The sequence below is a fragment of the Streptomyces sp. NC-S4 genome (assembly GCF_054353315.1).
Window position 1 is genome coordinate 713,498 of the sequence record NZ_CM135937.1, and the last position, 21,402, is coordinate 734,899.

The 21,402-nt window shown below is 71.9% G+C and carries 1 protein-coding gene (running past one end of the window); it reads right to left on the reverse strand.

Going from position 1 to position 21,402, the window contains the following annotated elements; translation table 11 throughout:
• Positions 1-21,402, reverse strand: partial view of a type I polyketide synthase gene (locus ACXNSR_RS02870; RefSeq protein WP_458640547.1) — the 3' portion only. The gene runs 13,110 nt beyond the window's last position; the window shows 21,402 of its 34,512 coding nt (coding positions 13,111-34,512); its start codon lies off the right edge, out of view; it ends in the stop codon at positions 1-3.

Below are 21,402 nucleotides of genomic sequence, written 5' to 3' on the forward strand. Positions count from 1 at the left end.
TCAGGCTTTTCCGAATTCGTTGTTGATGATGTCGAAGAGGTCCTCGGCGGACGCCGATTCGATGGCGTCCTCCTCGTCCTCCAGGGCGTGGGCCGCGGCCCGGTCCGTCCCGTGCCAGTTCGCCAGGAGCGCTTCGAGGCGCGCCGTCACACGGGCGCGTTCGGCGGCGTCGTCCTCGGGGACCGACGTCAGGAGGAACTCCAGCTTGTCGATCTCCGCGAGCGCCGGGAGCGCGGGCGCCGTGTCCCCGCCGAGGAGTTCCGCGCGCAGGTGCGCGGCCAGGGCGGCGGGCGTCGGGTGGTCGAAGACGAGGCTGGCGGGCAGCCGCAGTCCGGTGGCGGAGCCGAGGCGGGTGCGCAGTTCGACCGCGGTGAGCGAGTCGAAGCCGAGCTCCTTGAAGGCGCGCCCCGCCTCGACCGAGGCCGCCCCGTCGTGCCCGAGGACCGCGGCGACGTGCGTACGGACCAGGCCGAGCAGGCTCCGTTCGGCCTCGTCGGTGCCCATGCTCCGCAACTCGGCCACCAGACGGGCCGGTTCACCGGCGCCGTCTCCCGCGGTGGCGGCATCGGCGCCGATGCCGGAGCCGACGCCGTGCTGCTCCGCCGCGAGTACGCGGCGTACCTCGGGGAGGTCCGCGATGAGCGGGCGCGGCCGGGCCGCCGTGAAGGCCGGGACGAACAGCTCCCAGTCGACGTCGGCGACGGTCACGGTCGTGTCGTCCGCGTCCAGCGCCTGCTGGAGGGCGGCGATCGACAGCTCCGGGGCCATCACCGGCAGGCCGCGGCGACGCAGTTGCAGGGCTGCCTCGTCGTCGGCGACCAGCCCGCCCTCGCCCCACGGACCCCAGGCCACGGCCGTGGCCGTCAGCCCGCGGTCCCGGCGCCGCTGCGCCAGGGCGTCGAGGTGGGCGTTGGCGGCCGCATAGGCGGCCTGGCCGCCGCTGCCCCAGACGCCGGCGATGGAGGAGAAGAGGACGAAGGCGTCCAGCTCCGTGTCCGCGAGCAGCTCGTCCAGGTGCTCGGCCCCGGAGACCTTCGCGGAGAGGACGGCGGCGACATCGCCCGCGCCGGCCTCGGCGAGCGGCGCGAACTGGCCGACGCCCGCCGTGTGGAAGACGGCCGTCAGGCCGGGGCCGGAGGTGTCGTCGCGGAGCGCGGCGAGCAGTTCGCCGACGGACTCCCGGTCGGCCACGTCGCACGCGACGGCCGTGGCCCGCGCACCGAGCGCGGAGACCTCCGCGACCAGGGCCTCGACCCCGGGCGCGTCGGCGCCGCGGCGCCCGACCAGCACCAGGTGCTCCGCGCCGTGTGCGGCGAGCCAGCGGGCCACGTGCGCGCCGAGGGCGCCCGTACCGCCGGTGACCAGGACGGTGCCGCGGGGCCGCCAGGGCGCCCGCTCCCCCGCTCCGTCGCCGCTGCCGGCGGCCGCCGGGGCGGCGGCGTGCCCGATGCGGCGTGCGAGGAGACCGGCGGACCGAACGGCGAGCTGGTCCTCGTACGCGTCCTTCCCGCCCGCGAGTACGGCGAGCAGCCGGTCCAGCGCCCGCGCGTCCGGGCTGCCGGGCAGGTCCACCAGACCGCCCCAGCGCTCGGGGTGCTCCAGGGCGACCACCCGGCCGAAGCCCCAGGTCTGCGCCTGGGCGGCGCTCCGGACCCGGTCGGACGGGCCGGTCGCGACGGCCCCGGTGGTCACGCACCACAGCGGGGCGTCGACCCGGGCGTCACCGAGGGCCTGTACGAGCGCCCCGGCCAGCAGCAGCCCGGCCGGCGCCGCCGGATGGGCCGGGTGCGGGGCCTCGGCGAGCGCCAGCAGGGACAGCACCCCGTCGGCGCGGTTCCCGGCGAGGGCCGTACGCAGCCGGTCGGCCACTGCGGCCCGGTCAGTTGTGGCCGGGTCCAGCGCGACTTCCCGTACGTCTGCGCCGCGCGCCCGGAGGGCGTCCGCGATCCCGGGGAGCGCGGAGCCGGCGCCGGCGCTGGCCGCCGCGGTGACGACCAGCCAGGTGCCGGTGGGGCGAGCGGTGGCGTCCGGATCGCCGAGCGGCTTCCAGGTGACCCCGTAGCGCCAGCCGTCGACGAGCGACCGCTCGGCGCGCCGGCGCCGCCAGGCGGACAGCGCCGGCATCAGCGCGCTCAGCGGCTGGTCGGCATCGATCTCAAGGGTTGCCGTGAGGGCGGCGAGGTCCGCGTTGTCGACGGCCTCCCAGAACGCGGCGTCCACCGCACCACCGGCCGTGCCGACATTGGACTCGACCGCCGCGGGACGGGGAGCCTCCTCCAGCCAGTAGCGCTTGCGCTGGAAGGGGTAGGTGGGCAGGTCGACGCGGCGGGCTCCGGCCGCGGTGGCGGCGAAGTACGCCCGCCAGTCGACGGTGACGCCGTGGGCGTGGGCCTGCGCGAGGGCCGTGGTGACGGCCTCCGCCTCGGTGCGGCCCTTGCGGAGGGCGGGCACGAAGGCGGCGTCCTGCGTGACGCAGTCCTGGGCGAGGGCGGAGAGCACCCCGTCCGGGCCGAGCTCGACGTACGTGGTGACTCCGGCGGCCTCCAGGACGCGGATGCCGTCCAGGAAGCGGACCGCCTCGCGGACGTGGCGGACCCAGAAGTCGGCGGAGCCCATCTCGTCGGTGACGAGGGCACCGGTCAGGTTGGAGACGACCGGAATACGGGGGCTGCAGTACGCGATCCCCTCGGCCACCTTGCGGAAGTCGGCCAGCATGCCGTCCATGTGCGGCGAGTGGAACGCATGGCTCACCGTCAGCCGCTTGCTCTTCCGGTCGGGGAAGACCTTGGCGACGGCCTCCGCCGTGCCCTCGTCACCGGCCACCACGACCGACTCCGGACCGTTGACCGCCGCGATGCTCACACGGTCCGTCAGCAGCGGCAGGACCTCGTCCTCCGAAGCCTGGACGGCGATCATCACGCCGCCACCCGGCAGCGCCTGCATCAGACGCCCACGCGCTGCCACCAGCGCACACGCATCGTCCAGCGAAAGCACCTCGGCAGCGTGAGCGGCCGCGATCTCACCGATCGAGTGACCGGACAGGAAGTCCGGCCGCACGCCCCACGACTCGATGAGCCGGAAGAGCGCCACCTCGACGGCGAACAGGGCCGGCTGGGTGTACGCGGTCTCGTCCAGCACGGCAGCGTCCGAGCCGAACAGGACGTCCTTCAGCGGCAGTTCCAGGTGGGCATCCATGCGGGCGCAGATCGCGTCCAGCGCGTCCGCGAACACCGGGAAGGCGTCGTAGAGCTCGCGGCCCATCCCCAGTCGCTGGCTGCCCTGTCCGGTGAACAGGAACGCCGTGCCACCGGAGGCCGCCGCCGTTCCGCGCACCAGGCCTGCTGCCTGCTCGCCGGTCGCGAGGGCCTTCAGCGCGGCGATGAACTCTTCCCGCTCCCCCGCGACGACGACGACCCGGCGCTCAAGGCCCGACCTCGACGTCGCCAACGAGTAGCCCACGTCGCTGGGTTCGAGCAGCTCGTCCGACGCAAAGTGCGCCTCCAGACCCTCGGCCTGGACCCGCAGAGCCGCCTCACTCTTTGCAGACAGCACCCACGGCACGTGGCCGGAACGCTGCTGCGCGTCGGCGTGCGCAGACTGCTCGACGTCCGGTGCCTGCTCGATGATCGTGTGGGCGTTGGTGCCGCTGAAGCCGAAGGAGGAGATGCCGGCCCGGCGCGGACGGCCGGTCTCGGGCCACGCTCGCTGCTCGGTGAGGAGGGCGATGTCGCCCGCCGTCCAGTCGACGTGCGGGGTGGGCTCGTCCACGTGCAGGGTCTGCGGAAGCACCCCGTGCTGCATCGCGAGCACCATCTTGATGACACCTGCCACACCTGCAGCGGCCTGCGTGTGCCCGATGTTGGACTTGATGGAGCCGAGCAGGAGCGGCTGGTCGCCCGGCCGGTCCTGGCCGTAGGTGGCCAGCAGGGCCTGCGCCTCGATCGGGTCGCCAAGACGGGTACCCGTGCCGTGGGCCTCGACCGCGTCGACCTCTGCGGCCGACAGACCCGCGCTCGCGAGGGCGGCACGGATCACGCGCTGCTGCGAGGGGCCGTTCGGAGCCGTCAGACCATTGCTCGCACCGTCCTGGTTGATCGCCGAACCCCGCACCACCGCCAGGACCGGGTGACCGTTGCGCCGGGCGTCCGACAGCCGCTCCACCAGCAGCATGCCGACACCCTCACCCCAGCCCGTACCGTCCGCATCAGCCGCGAACGCCTTGATCCGGCCGTCCGCCGCCAGCCCCCGCTGACGGCTGAAGTCGATGTAGGCACCCGGAGACGACATCACGGTCACACCACCGGCCAGCGCCAGCGAGCACTCACCGCTGCGCAGCGCCTGGATCGCCCAGTGCAGGGCCACCAGAGAAGCCGAGCACGCCGTATCCACCGTGACCGCCGGGCCCTCGAGACCGAAGGCGTACGAGAGGCGACCGGAGACGACGCTCGCCGCGTTACCCGTACCGAGGAAACCCTCGATGCCGTCCGGAACGGTGTTCAACGTCGTTCCGTAGTCCTGCCCGTTGGTGCCGATGAACACGCCCGCCTGGCTGCCGCGCACCGAGGACGGAGCGATACCGGCCCGCTCGAAGGTCTCCCAGGTGGTCTCCAGGAGGAGCCGCTGCTGGGGGTCCATGGCGAGGGCCTCGCGGGGCGAGATCCCGAAGAAGTCGGCGTCGAAGTCGGCCACGTCGTACAGGAAGCCGCCCTCGCGGGCATAGAACGTGCCCTGCTGGTCCGGGTCCGGACTGTAGAGGCGGTCCAGGTCCCAGCCACGGTCGACCGGGAACTCACCGATGGCATCGCCACCGGTCGACAGCAACTGCCACAGGTCCTCGGGGGTACGGACACCACCGGGGAAGCGGCAGCTCATCGCGACGATCGCGATCGGATCGTCATCGACGGTCTTGACCGTCGATGTCACCGGACCGGTGATCTGGGCCTCGGTCCCCAGGAGTTCGTCCCGGAGGAATCCCATGAGGGCGGAGGCGGTCGGGTAGTCGAAGATCAGCGTGGCCGGCAGGCTCACACCCGTGGCCGCACCCAGCCGGTTGCGCAGCTCGACCGCCGTGAGCGAGTCGAACCCGAGCTCCTTGAAGGCACGTTCGGCACCGACGGCGTCAACGCCGTCGTGCCCCAGGACCGCCGCCACGTGAGTACGGACCAGACCGAGCAGCTCCCGCTCCAGCTCCGCCGCACCCAGACCGGCGAGCCGGCCGACCGGCGATGCGGTGTCGCCCGCGGCACGAGCCGTGGGCCCGGCGGGCCGGATCTCGGACAGCTCGGCGAAGAGCGAGCTGGGACGCACGACGCTGAAGGCGGGTGCGAAGCGCTCCCAGTCCACGTCCGCGACCAGCAGGGCCGCGTCGGCGGATGAGGCAACGCTCTGTCGCAGCACGGCCATCGCCGTGTCCGGGGCCATCGGCGGCAGACCCTCACGCCGCATCCGCGCGTCCAGCGCCTCATCAGCGGCCATGCCGCCCTCGGCCCACGGACCCCAGGCGATCGAGGTCGCGGCCAGCCCCGCGGCACGACGCTGCTCGGCGAGGGCGTCCAGGTACGCGTTCGCGGCAGCGTAGTTCGCCTGACCAGCAGCACCGGTCACGCCGCTCATCGAGGAGAACAGCACGAATGCGGAGAGCTCGATGCCGAGTTCGAGGGTCAGCTCGTGGAGGTTGAGCGCCGAGGTCGCCTTGGCCCGCAGCACGCTCTCGAAACGCTCGGGCGTGAGGGCGTCGAGGACACCGTCATCCAGCACACCAGCCGTGTGTACGACCGCCGTCAGCGTGCCGGCCTCGGCCTCCAGCAGCGCACGCAGGGCATCCCGGTCGGAGGCGTCACACGCCACGACCGACACCTCAACACCCAGCCCGGACAGCTCCGCCACCAGCTCAGTGGCACCCGGGGCGTCAGCGCCGCGGCGGCTGGTCAGCACCAAGCGCTCCGCACCGGCCCCGGCCAGCCAACGAGCCAACCGGCCGCCCAGAGCGCCCGTACCGCCCGTGACCAGAACGGTGCCGGAAGGCGTCCAGGAGTCCGTGCTGCCGCTCGCGGCGCGGACCAGCCTGCGCCCGAAGACACCGGACGACCGCACCGCAACCTGGTCCTCACCAGCAGAGGCCAGCACACCCACCAGGCGGGACATCGCCCGGTCATCCCACACCTCGGGCAGATCGACCAGACCACCCCAACGCCCCGGAACCTCCAGAGCGGCCACACGCCCGAGACCCCACACCTGAGCCTGAACCGCCGACACCAGACGATCCGACCGGCCGACGCTGACCGCACCACGGGTCAGGCACCACAACGGCGCCTCCACCCCGGCATCACCCAACGCCTGCACCAAACCAGCCGTCGCGATGACCCCAGCCGACTCATCCAGAGCCAGCAGCGACACCACACCAGCAACAAAACCCGCACCAGACAGCAGCTCAGCCAGAGCCGCACGGTCCGTACCAGGCTCTACGACAACCCGCCGAACCTCGGCACCACGCGCGGCCAGCGCATCCGCCACAGTCGTGTCATCCACGCCCGCAGCAGCAACGACCAGCCACAGCCCCGACAACGGCGCACCGGTCCCGGCATCCGTCAACGGCTTCCACGACACCCGGTAGCGCCAGCGGTCCACCTCGGACTGGGTCCGCAGGCCACGGCGCCAGGCCGAGAGGGTCGGCAGGGCCGGCAGGACCTTGTCCCAGGCGTTCTCGCCATCCATCTCCAGCGTGGCGGCGAGCGACTCCAGGTCCTCGCGCTCCACGGCGTCCCAGAAGCGAGAGTCCACCTCGTCGGCGGCGCCGCTCCGCGCCGGCCCCGCCATCGGCAGCCAGTAGCGCTGCCGCTGGAAGGCGTACGTCGGCAGATCGGCGTGTCGGGCACCCGAACCGGCAAAGAACGCCTGCCAGTTCACCTCAAGGCCCCGAGTATGCGTCTGCGCCACTGCCGCGACCGTCGTTTCGGTCTCGGGACGTCCTGCGCGCAGGACCGGCAGGAAGGCAACGCCCTCGCCGGCTACGCACTCCTGGCCCATGGCCGAGAGCACACCATCCGGACCGAGTTCGAGGTACGTCGTGACCCCGGCGTCCTCCAGTACGCGCATGCCGTCGAGGAAGCGGACCGCCTCGCGGACGTGTCGCACCCAGAAGTCCGCCGAGCCCATCTCGTCGGTGACGAGGGCACCGGTCAGGTTGGAGACGACCGGGATGCGCGGGGCGCCGAACGACAGCCCCTCCACGACCTGGCGGAAGTCGGCCAGCATGCCGTCCATGTGCGGCGAGTGGAACGCGTGGCTGACCGTCAGCCGCTTGGACTTGCGATCGGCGAACGACTCCACCACGGCCGCAGCGGCATCCTCGTCACCGGCGATGACCACCGACCGCGGACCGTTGACCGCCGCGATGCCCACCCGGTCCGTCAACAGCGGCAGGACCTCGTCCTCCGACGCCTGGACGGCAATCATCACGCCACCACCCGGCAGCGCCTGCATCAGACGGCCACGGGCCGCCACCAGCGTGCACGCGTCGTCCAGGGACAGCACCCCGGCCACGTGCGCGGCCGCGATCTCACCGATCGAGTGACCGGAAAGGAAGTCCGGCCGCACACCCCACGACTCGACCAGGCGGAAGAGCGCCACCTCGACCGCGAACAGCGCGGGCTGGGTGTACTCGGTCCGGTCCAGCACAGCCGCGTCATTGCCGAAGAGGACTTCCTTCAGCGGCAGTTCGATCCGCTCGCAGATCGCGTCCAGCGCCGCGGCGAACACAGGGAAGGCGTCGTACAACTCGCGCCCCATCCCGAGGCGCTGGCTCCCCTGGCCGGTGAACAGGAAGGCGATCTTCCCGCCGGCCGTCGAACCGTTCACCACGGCTGCGGTCGAGCGGCCCTCGGCCAGCGCCTCCAGTGCGGCCAGCAGGCCCTCACGGTCCGCGGCGACCACCGCCGCGCGGTCCTCGAACGAGGCCCGGTTGGCCGCCAGCGACCACGCGACGTCGACCGGGCGCGCATCGGGCGCGGCCAGTACGTGGGCCTGGAGCTGACGCGCCTGCGCCCGAAGGGCGTTTTCACCCTTCGCCGAGAGCACCCAGGGCACGACCGGCAGCGGCGTGACGTCGGCAGGTGCCTCCGCCGGCTCCGTGGTGGTCGGGGGCTGTTCGATGATGGTGTGGGCGTTGGTACCGCTGATGCCGAACGACGAGATGCCCGCGCGGCGCGGACGGCCGGTCTCCGGCCAGTCGGTCGCGTCGGTCAGCAGGCTGACGTCACCGTCCTCCCAGTCCACCTGGGGCGACGGTGCGTCCACGTGCAGCGTCTGCGGAAGCACCCCGTGCCGCATCGCCATGACCATCTTGATCACACCGGCAACACCGGCCGCGGCCTGCGTGTGCCCGATGTTCGACTTGATGGAGCCCAGCAGCAGGGGCCGGCCCTCGGGGCGGTCCTGGCCGTACGTGGCCAGCAGCGCCTGCGCCTCGATCGGGTCACCGAGCCGGGTACCCGTGCCGTGCGCCTCCACCGCGTCCACGTCGGCGGCCGTCAGACCCGCGCTGGCCAGGGCCTCGCGGATCACCCGCTGCTGCGACGGACCGTTCGGGGCCGTCAGGCCGTTGCTGGCGCCGTCCTGGTTGATCGCGGAGCCCCTGACGACGGCCAGGATCGGGTGCCCGTTGCGGAGGGCGTCCGACTGGCGCTCGACGAGCAGCATGCCCGCGCCCTCGGCCCAGCCCGTACCGTCCGCGGCCGCCGCGAAGGACTTGCAGCGGCCATCGGCCGACAGGCCGCGCTGACGGCTGAAGTCAACGAAGGTCTCCGGAGTCGCCATGATCGCGACGCCACCCGCGAGAGCCATGTCGCACTCGCCCTGGCGCAGCGCCTGGATCGCCCAGTGCAGGGCCACCAGGGACGACGAACACGCCGTGTCCACCGTCACCGCCGGGCCCTCAAGACCGAACGCGTACGAGACGCGGCCCGAGGCGATGCTGCCCGAGTTTCCGGTACCGAGGTAGCCCTCGACGCCCTCCGGCAGCTCCTCGCCGTTTCCGTAGCCCGTCGCGTAGTCGTGGTACATGACGCCGGCGAAGACGCCGGTACGGCTGCCGCGCAGGGTGGCCGGGTCGATGCCGGCCCGCTCGAAGGCCTCCCACGAGGTCTCCAGGAGGAGCCGCTGCTGGGGGTCCATGGCGAGGGCCTCGCGCGGCGAGATCCCGAAGAACGCCGGGTCGAACTCGGCAGCGTCGTGCAGGAAGCCGCCTTCGCGGGTGTACGAGGTGCCCACGTGGTCGGGGTCGGGGTGGTAGAGCGCCTCGACGTCCCAGCCGCGGTCGGACGGGAAGGCGGTGATGCCGTCGCCGCCGGCGGCGACGAGCTGCCACAGCTCCTCGGGGGTCCGCACGCCGCCGGGGTAGCGGCAGCCCATGCCGACGATGACGATCGGGTCGTCGGTCAGGCCCACAGCGGCCCGAACGGGCGTCGACAGCCCGCGCGCACCCGCCGCATCAGCGGAACCATCGGTCACCGCGAGCTCGGAGAGCAGGTGCCGGGCCAGAGCGGCGGGAGTCGGGTAGTCGAAGATCAGCGTCGGAGGAAGCCGCAGTCCGGTCTCCGTCTTGAGTACGTTGCGCAGTTCCACGGCCGTGAGGGAGTCGAAGCCGAGGTCCCGGAAGGCCCGTTCGGCGTCGACCGCCTCGGCGCCGGTGTGGCCCAGGACAGCGGCCACGCGCCCGCACACCAGGTCGAGCAGCACGCCCTCGTGCTCCTCGACCGGCAACGCCAGCAGACGGGCCACCAGGGGCGAACCGGTCTCGGAGCCGCCGCCTCGCCGCTCCACGGTGCGCCGCACGGGCACTCGTACGAGGGCACGGAGCAGGGCCGGCGTCGAACCCGCCGAGACCGCCTGCGCCCGCAGCACCGCGAGGTCGAGGCGGATCGGCAGGGTCACCGCCGAATCCACCGTCATCGCGGTGTCGAAGAGAGCGAGCCCCTCGTCGGCGGCAAGTCCATCGACGCCGTCGCGGGCGATGCGTCGGAGGTTGGCGTCGTCAAGGCTCGCCGCCATGCCACCGGTACTACCGCTGCCACTGTCCTCCTGCGGGGCCCACAAGCCCCAGGCCAGCGCCGTGGCCGCCAGGCCCTCGGCCCGTCGCTGCTCGGCCAGGGCCTCCAGGAACGCGTTCGCGGCAGCGTAGTTCGCCTGCCCCGCCGCACCGAACGCGGCAGCAGCACCCGAGAACAGGACGAACGCAGACAGGTCCAGCTCCCGGGTCAGCTCATGCAGGTTCCAGGCCGCATCCACCTTCGGCCGCAGCACGTTCGCGACCCGCTCCGGCGTCAGGGCGGACACAACACCGTCGTCCAGAACGCCCGCGGTGTGCACCACGGCCGTCAGCGGGTGCTCAACCCGAACCGACGCCAGCAGCGCAGCCACCGCATCCCGATCCGCGAGATCACAGGCGGCAAACTCCGCCCGAGCACCCAACTCCGCCAACTCCGCAACCAGCGCGTCTGCACCTTCGGCAGCAGCACCCCGCCGGCTCACCAGCAGCAGACGCTCAACACCATACGAAGTCACCAAGTGCCGAGCGAACAACCGCCCGAGACCACCCGTCGCACCGGTCACGAGAACCGTCCCCGACGGGTCGCCGAGCTCCACCGGCGCCTCGGCCACACTGTCCGCCGACGGCACGCGCACCAGACGCGGCACGCTCACCACACCCGCGCGGACCGCCAGCTCCGGCTCACCAGCCGCCAGCGCGGCAGGAATCGCCACCACCGACACCGCGTCCAGATCCGGATCCAGATCCAGCATGACGAGCTGGCCGGGGTTCTCCGACTGCGCCGAACGCAGCAGACCACGCACCGCGCTCCCCGCCAGATCCCGGACACCCGAACCGGCACCGACAGACACCGCACCCGACGAAACCCACACCAGCCGCGAACCCGCGAACCGGTCATCCGCCAGCCACCCCTGCACAAACGCCAGCGCGCCATTGACCGCGCCGTGCACCGACCCGACGGTGTCCTCGTCCACGTCGGCCGCGGACGGCAGGACGAACACCGCATCCGGAGCAGGCTCACCCGCCTCCAGCGCCGAACCGAACGCCGCCACATCGGCGTACTCGGTCACCTGAACACCACCCGCGCCGCCCAGGCCGACCTCGTCCCGGCCCAGTACCGCCCACCGCAGACCAGCGGACGTTACCGAACCGATCGCGGCCGGCTCCCATTCCACGCGGAACAGCGACTCCAGATGACCGGCGCCCACCACATTGACCTGATCGGCGGAAGCCGGGCGAAGCGTCAGCGACTCCACGGCCGCCACCGGCCGCCCCGTCTCATCCGCGACCAGCAGGCCCAGGGTGTGCCGGTCGTCCGGCGAGTGCGGAGTCAGGCGCATCCGGAGCGAGTGCGCGCCCACGGCGTACAGCGAGACACCAACCCAAGAGAAGGGCAGCATCGCGCCGACGCCTTCCGCGGCGGACTCGCCGTGGCCGATGGCATGCAGACCCGCGTCGAGCAGCGCCGGGTGCAGCCCGAACCGCGCCGCATCCCCACGCCCGTCCTCCGGCAGCACCACCTCGGTGAACAGCTCGCCACCACGCCGCCAGGCCGCCTTCAGGCCCTGGAACAGCGGCCCGTAGGCCATTCCGTTTTCGAGCAGCTCCGCGTACAGCCCGTCGACGTCCACGGGCACGGCGCCCGACGGCGGCCACACCGCCAGCTCACCGAACTCCAGCGAGGCCTCCGGACGCGCACCAGCCGCAAGCACACCCGACCCGTGACGCGTCCACGGCTCCTCAGCCAGCGCGTCCTGACGTCGGGAGTACACGCTGAACGCCCGACGCCCGGGCGCCATGGGCGCCTCGATCACGAGCTGGAGCTGCACGCCTCCCCGCTCGGGCAGAACGAGCGGCGCCTCCAGCGTCAGCTCCTCCACCACATCGCAGCCGACCTCGTCGCCGGCGCGGATCGCCAGCTCCACGAAAGCCGTGCCCGGCAGCAGCACGCCGCCGTGGATCGTGTGATCGGCGAGCCACGGGTGGGTCTCCACGGACAGCCGACCGGCGAGGAGCACTCCCTCGGAGTCGGCGAGCGTCACCGCCGCGCCCAGCAGGGGGTGCCCGGCGTCACCCAGCCCCATCGCCTCCGGATCCCCGGACGCGAACGCGGCCGCACTGGGCCAGAACCGCTGACGCTGGAACGCGTACGTCGGCAGGTCAACCCGCCGCGCACCCGTGCCGACGAAGTACGCCGTCCAGTCGACGGTGACGCCGTGAACGTGAGCCTGCGCGAGGGCCGCCGTGACGGCGTCGGCCTCGGGGCGGCCCTTGCGGAGGGCGGGGACGAAGACAGCGTCCTGCGTGACGCAGTCCTGGGCGAGGGCGGAGAGGACGCCGTCGGGGCCGAGCTCGACATACGTCGTCACTCCCGCACCCTCCAGGGCGCGGATGCCGTCGAGGAAGCGGACCGCCTCGCGGACGTGCCGGACCCAGAAGTCCGCCGAACCCATCTCGTCGGTGACGAGGGCACCGGTCAGGTTCGACACGACCGGGATACGCGGGGCGGCGAACGACAGCCCCTCCACCACCTGGCGGAAGTCGGCCAGCATGCCGTCCATGTGCGGCGAGTGGAAAGCATGGCTCACCGTCAGCCGCTTGGACTTGCGATCGGCGAAGAACTCCGTAATCGCGACCGCCGCGTCCTCGTCACCGGCGATGACCACCGACCGCGGACCGTTGACCGCCGCGATGCTCACACGCTCGGTGAGCAGCGGCAGGACCTCATCTTCCGACGCCTGGACGGCGATCATCACGCCGCCGGCCGGGAGCGCCTGCATCAGCCGGCCACGCGCCGCCACCAGCGCACACGCATCGTCCAGCGAAAGCACCTCGGCAGCGTGCGCGGCCGCGATCTCACCGATCGAGTGCCCGGACAGGAAGTCGGGCTTCGCACCCCAGCTCTCCACGAGCCGGAAGAGCGCCACCTCAACGGCGAACAGGGCCGGCTGGGTGTACGCGGTCTCGTCCAGCACGGCAGCGTCCGAGCCGAACAGGACGTCCTTCAGAGGCAGTTCGAGGTGGGCATCCATGCGGGCGCAAATCGCGTCCAGCGCGTCCGCGAACACCGGGTGGGTGTCGTAGAGCTCGCGGCCCATCCCCAGTCGCTGGCTGCCCTGGCCGGTGAACAGGAACGCCGTGCTGCCAGGGGCGGCCGGCGTTCCGCGCACCAGGCCTGCTGCCTGCTCACCTGCGGCGAGGGCGCGCAGCGCGGCGAGGAACTCTTCCCGTCCCTCCGCGACGACGACGGCCCGGCGCTCCAGGGCCGACCTCGATGTCGCCAACGAGTAGGCCACATCGGCGGATTCGATTAGCTCATCCGACACGAGCAGCGACTCAAGGCGCTCGGCCTGGACCCGCAGGGCCGCCTCAGTCTTTGCGGACAGCACCCACGGCATGACCCCACCGGGCCGCTCCTGCAACTGCGCGGACGCCTCGGCGTCGGGCGCGTCCGGTGCCTGCTCGATGATCGTGTGGGCGTTGGTGCCGCTGAAGCCGAAGGAGGAGATGCCGGCCCGGCGCGGACGGCCGGTCTCGGGCCATGCGCGCTGCTCGGTCAGGAGCTCGAGGTCACCCGCCGTCCAGTCGACGTGCGGGGTGGGCGCGTCCACGTGCAGGGTCTGCGGAAGCACCCCGTGCTGCATGGCCAACACCATCTTGATGACACCCGCCACACCGGCCGCGGCCTGCGTGTGCCCGATGTTCGACTTGATGGAACCCAGCAGCAGCGGTCGTCCGTCGACACGCTCCTGGCCGTACGTCGCCAGCAGGGCCTGCGCCTCGATCGGGTCACCGAGCCGCGTACCCGTACCGTGCGCCTCCACCGCGTCGACCTCTGCGGCCGACAGACCCGCACTCGCGAGGGCGGCGCGGATCACGCGCTGCTGGGAGGGGCCGTTGGGCGCGGTCAGGCCGTTGCTCGCACCGTCCTGGTTGATCGCCGAACCCCGCACGACCGCCAGGACCGGGTGACCGTTGCGCTGCGCGTCCGACAGCCGCTCCACGAGCAGCATGCCGACACCCTCACCCCAGCCCGTACCGTCCGCGTCGGCGGAGAACGCCTTGATACGGCCGTCCGCCGCCAGCCCCCGCTGACGGCTGAAGTCGATGTAGGCACCCGGAGACGACATCACGGTCACACCACCGGCCAGCGCCAGCGAGCACTCACCGCTGCGCAGCGCCTGGATCGCCCAGTGCAGGGCCACCAGAGAAGCCGAGCACGCCGTATCCACCGTGACCGCCGGGCCTTCGAGACCGAAGGCGTACGAGAGGCGCCCGGAGACGACGCTCGCCGCGTTACCCGTACCGAGGAAACCCTCGATGCCCTCGGGAATGGATCGGAACGTCCCGTCGTAATCCTGGCCGTTGGTGCCGATGAACACGCCCGCCTGGCTGCCGCGCACGGCGGCGGGATCGATGCCCGCCCGTTCGAAGGTCTCCCAGGTGGTCTCCAGCAGCAGACGCTGCTGGGGGTCCATGGCGAGGGCCTCGCGGGGCGAGATTCCGAAGAAGTCGGCGTCGAAGTCGGCCACGTCGTAGACGAAGCCGCCCTCACGGGCATAGAACGTGCCCTGCTGGTCCGGGTCCGGGCTGTAGAGGCGGTCCAGGTCCCAGCCACGGTCGACTGGGAACTCACCGATGGCGTCGCCGCCGGTCGACAGCAGCTGCCAGAGGTCCTCGGGGGTACGGACACCACCGGGGAAGCGGCAGCTCATCGCGACGATCGCGATCGGATCGTCGTCCACCACCGTGGCCACTGGACCAGTGATCAGGGCCTGAGTCCCCAGCAGTTCATCGCGAAGGTAGGCCATGAGGGCGGAGGCGGTCGGGTAGTCGAAGATCAGCGTGGCCGGCAGGCTCACACCCGTGGCCGCACCCAGCCGGTTGCGCAGCTCGACCGCCGTGAGCGAGTCGAACCCGAGCTCCTTGAAGGCACGCTCCGCACCCACCGCGTCAACGCCGTCGTGCCCCAGGACCGCCGCGACGTGCGTACGGACCAGACCGAGCAACTCCCGCTCCAGCTCCACCGCGCCCAGACCGGCAAGCCGGCCGACCGGCGATGCGGAGTCATGTGAGGCGGGGTCGGCGGAGCGGGTCTCGGCCAGGTCCGCGAAGAGCGTGCTGGGGCGTGACACGGTAAATGCGGGCCCGAAGCGCTTCCAGTCCACGTCCGCGACCAGCAGGGCTGCATCCCCAGAGACAGCGCTCTGTCGCAGCACGGCCATCGCCGTGTCCGGGGCCATCGGCGGCAGACCCTCACGCCGCATCCGCGCGTCCAGCGCCTCGTCGGCGGCCATGCCGCCCTCGGCCCACGGGCCCCAGGCGATCGAGGTAGCGGCCAGCCCCGCAGCACGCCGCTGCTCGGCGAGGGCATCCAGGTAGGCGTTCGCGGCAGCGTAGTTGGCCTGACCGGCCGCACCCGTCACGCCGCTCATGGAGGAGAACAGCACGAACGCGGAGAGCTCGATACCGAGCTCGACCGTCAGCTCGTGCAGGTTCAGCGCCGAGGTCGCCTTGGCCCGCAGCACGCTCTCGAAACGCTCGGGGGTAAGGGCGTCGAGGACACCGTCGTCGAGGATCCCGGCGGTGTGCACGATCGCCGTGAGCGTGTCGGACTCGGCCTCCAGCAGCGCACGCAGGGCGTCACGGTCGGAGGCGTCACACGCCACGACCGACACCTCAACACCCAGCCCCGACAGCTCCGCCACCAGTTCGGCGGCACCCGGAGCCTCAAGACCACGACGGCTCGTCAGCACCAGACGCTCGACACCCGCACCGGCCAGCCAACGCGCGACCCGGCCACCCAGAGCACCCGTACCACCCGTCACCAGAACCGTGCCAGACGGCGCCCACGAGTCCGTGCTGCCGCTCGCAGCACGGACCAGCCTGCGCCCGAAGACACCGGAGGCCCGCACCGCAACCTGATCCTCACCAGAGCCGGCCAGCACAGCCACCAGACGGGACATCGCCCGCTCGTCCCACACCTCGGGCAGATCGACCAGACCACCCCAACGCTCGGGCAGTTCGAGGGCGGCCACACGGCCCAGACCCCACACCTGCGCCTGCACGGCAGAGACGAGACGGTCGGAACGACCCACACTCACCGCACCACGGGTCAGGCACCACAACGGCGCCTCCGCCCCCGCATCACCCAACGCCTGCACCAGACAAGCCGTCGCCGCAACAACCCCGGCCGACTCGTCCAGGGCGAGCAGCGACACGACACCTGCGACGGCGCCCGCGCCGGACAGCAGATCCGCCAGAGCCGCACGATCCGTACCCGACTCGACAACAACCCGGCGGACCTCAGCCCCACCGCTGACCAGTGCATCCACCACACCAGCAGCCAACGACTCGTCCTCGCGCGCGACGACGACCCACTCACCGCCCAACACCGCCCCGCCAGACACGGTCAGCGGCTTCCACGACACCCGGTAACGCCAGCCATCCACCTCGGACTGGGTCCGCAGGCCACGGCGCCATGCAGAGAGGGCCGGCAGGACCGTGCCCCAGGCGTTCTCGTCGTCCATGTCCAGCGTGCCGGCGAGCGACGTGAGATCCTCGCGCTCCACCGCGTCCCAGAAACGGGAGTCCGCGTCGAAGCCGGAGGTGTTCCGCGCCGCGCCCGCGATCTGGAGCCAGTAGCGCTGCCGCTGGAAGGCGTACGTCGGCAGCTCCACCCGCCCGGCGCCCGTACCGGCGAAGAAGGCGGACCAGTCCACCTCCACACCCCGCACATGAGCCTGCGCCACGGCAGTGACCACCGTCTCAGACTCACCACGCCCCGAACGCAGGACAGGTACGAAGGCGATGTCCGCGTCACCGGTCAGACAGTCCTGCGCGAGCGCGGACAGCACACCATCGGGACCGATCTCGACATACGTCGTCACTCCCGCGGCCTCCAGGGCGCGGACCCCGTCGAGGAAACGGACCGCCTCACGGACGTGCCGGACCCAGAAGTCGGCGGAGCCCATCTCGTCGGTGACGAGGGCGCCCGTCAGGTTGGAGACGATCGAAATGCGGGGAGCCTCGAAGGTCAGCCCCTCCACGACCTGGCGGAAGTCCTCCAGCATGCCGTCCATGTGCGGCGAGTGGAACGCATGGCTGACCGTCAGACGCTTGGTCTTGCGGCCCTGCGCCTCGAACGCCTCCGCGATCGCGACCGCCGCGTCCTCGTCACCCGCGACCACAACGGCCTGCGGGCCATTGACCGCCGCGATGCTCACCCGGTCCGTCAACAGCGGCAGGACCTCGTCCTCCGACGCCTGCACCGCGACCATCACACCACCGGACGGCAACGCCTGCATCAAACGCCCACGCGCCGCCACCAACGCACACGCGTCCTCCAGCGAGAACACACCGGCCACATGCGCGGCCGCGATCTCACCCACCGAGTGACCGGCCACGAACGCCGGCTTCACACCCCACGACTCCACCAGCCGGAACAACGCCACCTCAACCGCGAACAACGCCGGCTGGGTGTACGCAGTCTGGTCCAGCACAGCGGTGTCGCTGCCGAACAGGACTTCCTTCAGAGGCATTTCGAGATCGAACAGCTCGGACACCGCGTCCAGCGCGGCCGCGAACACCGGGAAAGCGTCGTACAGCTCACGCCCCATCCCCAACCGCTGGCTGCCCTGCCCCGTGAACAGGAACGCCATCTTCCCGGGGACGGGCGAGCCCTTGATCAGCGCGGCCGAGCGGCCCTCGGCCAGCGCCTCCAGTGCGGCCAGCAGGCCCTCACGGTCCGCGGCGACCACCGCCGCGCGCTCCTCGAACGACGCCTTGCCGACCGCCAGCGACCACGCGACGTCGACCGGCCGCACATCCGGCGCGGCCAGTACATAGGAACGGAGCTGACGCGCCTGCGCCCGGACCGCGTCCTCGCCCTTCGCCGAGAGCACCCAGGGCACCGCCGGAAGCAGCACGGCCGCTTCAGGTTCCGCCGGCTCTGTGGTGGCCGGGGGCTGTTCGATGATGGTGTGGGCGTTGGTACCGCTGATACCGAACGACGAGATACCCGCGCGGCGCGGACGGCCGGTCTCCGGCCACTCCACCGCCTCCCTCAGCAGGCTGACGTCACCGTCCTCCCAGGCCACCTGGGGCGACGGCGCGTCCACGTGCAGCGTCTGCGGGAGCACCCCGTGCCGCATCGCCATGACCATCTTGATCACACCGGCGACACCGGCCGCGGCCTGCGTGTGCCCGATGTTGGACTTGATGGAGCCCAGCAGCAACGGCCGGCCCTCGGGGCGGCCCTGCCCGTACGTGGCCAGCAGCGCCTGCGCCTCGATCGGGTCACCGAGCCGCGTACCCGTGCCGTGCGCCTCCACCGCGTCCACGTCCGCCGCCGACAGACCCGCGCTCGCCAGGGCCTCGCGGATCACCCGCTGCTGCGACGGACCGTTCGGCGCCGTCAGACCATTGCTCGCACCGTCCTGGTTGATCGCCGAACCGCGCACCACGGCCAGGATCGGGTGCCCGTTGCGGAGGGCGTCCGACTGACGCTCGACGAGCAGCATGCCCGCGCCCTCGGCCCAGCCCGTACCGTCCGCAGCCGCCGCGAAGGACTTGCAGCGACCATCGGCCGACAAACCGCGCTGACGGCTGAAATCGATGAATGTCTCCGGGGTTGCCATGATCGCCACGCCACCGGCCAGTGCCATGTCGCACTCGCCGTTGCGAAGCGCCTGGATCGCCCAGTGCAGGGCAACCAGGGACGACGAACACGCCGTGTCCACCGTCACCGCCGGGCCCTCAAGACCGAAGGTGTAGGCAATCCGGCCGGAGGCGATGCTGCCGGCGTTGCCGGTGCCGAGGTAGCCCTCGACACCCTCCGGCAGCTCGTCCCCGCTACCGGCACCGTCCCCGATGCCGACGCCCGTGACGTAGTCGTGGTACATGACACCTGCGAAGACGCCCGTACGGCTGCCGTGCACGGACACGGGGTCGATGCCGGCCCGCTCGAACGCCTCCCACGAGGTCTCCAGGAGCAGGCGCTGCTGCGGGTCCATGGCGAGGGCCTCGCGCGGCGAGATCCCGAAGAACGCCGGGTCGAACTCGGCCGCGTCGTGCAGGAAGCCGCCCTCACGCGTGTACGACGTACCGGCATGGTCGGGGTCGGGGTGGTAGAGCGCCTCCACGTCCCACCCGCGATCGGACGGGAAGGCGGTGATGCCGTCGCCGCCGGCGGCGACGAGCTGCCACAGCTCCTCGGGAGTCCGCACACCGCCGGGGTAGCGGCAGCCCATGCCGACGATCACGATCGGGTCGTCCGCGACGTCCAGGGCGGACCGGACGGGCGTCAGCCGCCCGCGCACACCGCCCCGCTCGGCGGACTCGGCCGACTCGGCGGTCACTGCGAGCTCAGCCAGCAGGTACCGGGCCAGCGCCACCGGCGTCGGGTAGTCGAAGACCAGGGTCGGCGAGAGTCGAAGCCCGGTCTCGGACTTCAGTACGTTGCGCAGTTCCACGGCCGTGAGGGAGTCGAAGCCGAGGTCCCGGAAGGCCCGTTCGGCGTCGACCGCCTCGGCACCAGTGTGGCCCAGGACAGCGGCCACACGCCCGCAGACCAGGTCCAGCAGCACGCCCTCGTGCTCCTCGACCGGAAGCGCCAGCAGACGGGCCACCAGCGGCGAACCGGCCTCCGAGCCACCGGCTCGCCGCTCCACCGTCCGGCGGGCCGGCATCCGGACGAGAGAACGCAGCAGGGCCGGGGTCGAACCCGCCGAGACCGCCTGCGCCCGCAGGGCGGCGACATCGAGGCGGATGGGTAGCATCACCGCCGAATCCACCGCCATGGCGGAGTCGAAGAGGGCGAGCCCCTCATCGGCGGCCAGCGCCCCGACGCCGTCGCGGGCAATACGTCGGAGGTTGGCGTCGTCAAGGCTCGCCGCCATGCCACCGGTACTACCGCTGCCAGTGCCCGCCTGCGGAGCCCACAGACCCCAGGCCAGCGCCGTGGCCGCCAGGCCCTCGGCCCGTCGCTGCTCGGCCAGGGCCTCCAGGAAGGCGTTCGCGGCAGCATAGTTCGCCTGCCCCGCCGCACCGAACGCAGCCGCCGCACCCGAGAACAGCACGAACGCCGACAGGCCCAGATCCCGGGTCAGCTCATGCAGGTTCCAGGCCGCATCCACCTTCGGCCGCAGCACGTTCGCGACCCGCTCCGGCGTCAGGGCGGACACAACACCGTCGTCCAGAACGCCCGCGGTGTGCACCACGGCCGTCAGCGGGTGCTCAACCGGAACCGACGCCAGCAGCGCAGCCACCGCATCCCGATCCGCGAGATCACAGGCGGCAAACTCCGCCCGAGCACCCAACTCCGCCAGCTCCGCAACCAGCACGTCTGCACCTTCGGCAGCAGCACCCCGCCGGCTCACCAGCAGCAGACGCTCAACACCATACGAAGTCACCAAGTGCCGAGCGAACAACCGCCCGAGACCACCCGTCGCACCGGTCACGAGAACCGTCCCCGACGGGTCGCCGAGCTCCACCGGCGCCTCGGCCACACTGTCCGCCGACGGCACGCGCACCAGACGCGGCACACTCACCACACCCGCGCGGACCGCCAGCTCCGGCTCACCGGCCTCCAGCGCGGCAGGAATCGCCGCCACCGACACAGCGTCCAGATCCGGATCCAGATCCAGCATCACGAGCTGGCCGGGGTTCTCCGACTGCGCCGAACGCAGCAGACCACGCACCGCGCTCCCCGCCAGATCCCGGACACCCGAACCGGCACCGACAGACACCGCACCCGACGAAACCCACACCAGCCGCGAACCCGCGAACCGGTCATCCGCCAGCCACCCCTGCACAAACGCCAGCGCAGCGTTCACCGCCGTATGAACGGAGCCCGCGGCGTCGTCGCCACCCAGCACGTCAGCAGACGGCAGGACGAACACCGCATCCGGAGCGGGCTCACCCGCCTCCAGCGCCGCACCGAACGCCGCCACATCGGCGTACTCGGTCACCTGAACACCACCCGCGCCGCCCAGACCGATCCCGTCCCGGCCCAGTACCGCCCACCGGAGCCCCGCGGGAGCGGCAGGAACCGTCGGCTCAGACACCCATTCCACGCGGAACAGCGACTCCAGATGACCGCCGCCCGCCGCATTGACCTGGTCAGCGGAAGCCGGGCGAAGCGTCAGCGACTCCACGGCCGCCACCGGCCGCCCCGTCTCATCCGCGACCAGCAGGGCCAGCGTGTGCGGATCGTTCGCGGAGTGCGGGGTCAGGCGCATGCGCAGCGAGGACGCGCCCACGGCGTACAGCGAGACACCTGCCCAGGCGAACGGCAGCAGCGCACCGGAGCCGGCCTGCTCGCCGGGCTCGCCGTGGCTGATGGCGTGCAGACCCGC